General features: G+C 59.6%; 2 protein-coding genes and 1 tRNA gene. 2 read left to right on the forward strand and 1 reads right to left on the reverse strand.

Annotated features, from left to right (window positions below; all coding sequences use genetic code 11):
* Nucleotides 1-187: 187 nt before the first annotated feature.
* Complete coding sequence (locus Q2941_RS51370) at nt 188-550, forward strand: YybH family protein (RefSeq protein ID WP_254108199.1); 363 nt, start codon at nt 188-190, stop codon at nt 548-550.
* 300 nt (nt 551-850) lie between these two features.
* Here Q2941_RS51370 and Q2941_RS51375 read toward each other — a convergent pair.
* A tRNA-Ile gene (locus Q2941_RS51375) sits at nt 851-926 on the reverse strand.
* Between the two features lie 314 nt (nt 927-1,240).
* Here Q2941_RS51375 and Q2941_RS51380 point away from each other — a divergent pair.
* The gene (locus tag Q2941_RS51380) at nt 1,241-2,038 is read left to right on the forward strand and encodes an adenylate/guanylate cyclase domain-containing protein (RefSeq protein ID WP_458197512.1); all 798 of its coding nucleotides are present in this window, start codon (nt 1,241-1,243) and stop codon (nt 2,036-2,038) included.
* The last annotated feature ends 154 nt before the right edge of the window (nt 2,039-2,192 follow it).

Genomic DNA, 2,192 nt, shown 5'->3' on the forward strand with positions numbered 1-2,192 from the left:
CCAGAACATCAGCCGCCTGCAATGATTGGCGACCACGGCCGCGTGCCGACCTATCCGTTTGCACACAACCAAGACCCGAAAGGGACATAGCGTGCCAATTTTGATAGGCTAATCTGCTTCTTGGTAAGGACGAGGGGATCGACATCGTGGGTGCGTGGCGTGTTGTAGCTTCAGCAGGAGGATCGTTATGAACTCTGATGAGCGTCGACAGGCTATTGAACTGGAAATTCGCAACTTTGGAGCCGCCGCCGCCCGCAAGGATTATTTGGGTGTGGCTGGCATCTTTACCGAAGATGCCAAGGTTCTGCCGCCGGGTGCGGCGATCGTTTCGGGAAGGAAGGCGATAGAAGAATTTTGGCGCGCGGCACTCGAGCGGAGCGACCCCACATTCAAGACCACTGAGCTCGAGGTCGTCGGTGACACTGCCTACGAGATTGGCGAAACCGACACCGGGCAAGCAAAGGCAAAATACCTTGTTGTCTGGCTCAGATGCCCGGATGGCCGGTGGCGTCTGCATCGCGACATCTGGAACAACATGCCGGCGAGCTAGAGTCGCACGGAATATCAGCGCGATCGTCGATACTCTTGGTCCGGAAATGGCCCATTTCGAAGCTGCGGACGTCGCCGGCGAACGTCCGATTGTCGAGCAAAAGCAGATGACGTACCGGACGACTTTCTGTTGTCAGAGAAACGTACGAGCAAGCCGTCTCACACGGCCAACTATCTGATCGTCATTTGCGCGAATTCGTCCGCGTTCGACGACGTTCGTTCACATCCGTCGTAGAATTTCTGTGGCAAAAATAGCCGTAACGCCGCTCTCAGTCCGACAAGTATTTATTTGAATTTGTTGTGGTGAGCCCGGCACGACTCGAATCTGCAACCAGACTGTTATGAGCGGCCGGCTCAAACCATTGAGCTACAGGCCCGCCGCGAGGCGGCCGCGGGACGCGGACCGCAACGGTGCGCGGTTCGTTTACGGGGGATTACAGTGCACTCAATCGACAATGAGTGCGTCCGTTGCCGCGCCAGGCGAAGTGGTACAATTGACAGGGGATGACGATGCTAGCCAAGCGGGCCATGCCCGCGGTGATGGGTACCAAGGCGAATCGGGCAAATTGAATGCACTGTCATCGTAACTCAACGTCGCGAATGCGCGGGCGGTGCGGTTGCCAACGCAGGGGTGTACGACTATTTTTTGACGGAGGCTTTCCCAAACGTTCCTGCGAATGGCCGCACGTTCATGCCAAAATTCCTTCGCATCGGGGTCCATCAGTCGAACGTTTCCGGATACACGTCGAAGGCGTGGTGTGTTCGGCGCGTTGGCTCGGCGGTTTTCCTGAAGTGGGGCGCCGTGGAAGTCCATGGTGCCGGAGACGGGCGGAAGGTTTACTGGACGGTTGCGCCGAGGGAGAAAACAGTTCGTTGCGGTACGGCTCAGCGTGCCCAGGACTATGCAAAAGCCGCGATCGCGCGGCGCCGCAGCCATCGCTACGAATCGCTGGCCGGACCGATTGCGCTCCGGCGCCGATCCGTCGAGCGCGGCACCGAGCTCAAACAGGCGCTCGCCACGATCCTGATCGTCGATATCGTCCGCTCCACCGAAAAAGCTGCAAAGCTCGGCGATGCGCGCTGGACAAAGGTGATGGGCCACTATTACGCAGCCGTGCGCAAAGAGCTGAGAACCTCGCGCGGAAAGGAAGTCGTGACGACGGGGGACGGAGTGCTGGCGACGTTCAAGGCGCCGGCTGCCGGGGTCAATTGCGCGACAGCGATCCAAAAGGCCGTGCGCACGCTCGGGCTCGAGATCAGGGTAGGGCTGCATGTGGGCGAGTACACGGTGAGCGGGGGCGAAATGGTCGGTCTCGCCTTTCACATCGGCACGCGCATCGCCGCGAAAGCGCGCGCCGGCGAAGTCCTGGTCTCGAGCGCGGTCAAGAACCTGCTCGTGTCGCACGCGCAAATCCGCTTCAGGGATCACGGCGTTCACCAGCTCAAAGGCGTGCCCGAGCGATGGCGGCTGTACCGGGTCGAGGATTGAGGGGACTCCGGGAGGGGCGCTGGGAATTGCGGTGTACTTTACTCGTGAGCCTTCGAATTTGCGAAAGCGGCGGAGGCGGGAGTGCACTGAAGATCATCTAGCCGGCCTTCGCTAGCAAGAAGGCGGTGGAGCTAAAGTGAGTTCGCAATCATCG

This window comes from Bradyrhizobium sp. UFLA05-153, assembly GCF_054185185.1.

Bases quoted from the DNA above. Each gene is read 5' to 3' on its own strand.
- Q2941_RS51380 (WP_458197512.1), top strand. From the start codon at position 1,241: ATGCCAAAATTCCTTCGCATCGGGGTCCATCAGTCGAACGTTTCCGGA.
- Q2941_RS51370 (WP_254108199.1), top strand. From the start codon at position 188: ATGAACTCTGATGAGCGTCGACAGGCTATTGAACTGGAAATTCGCAAC.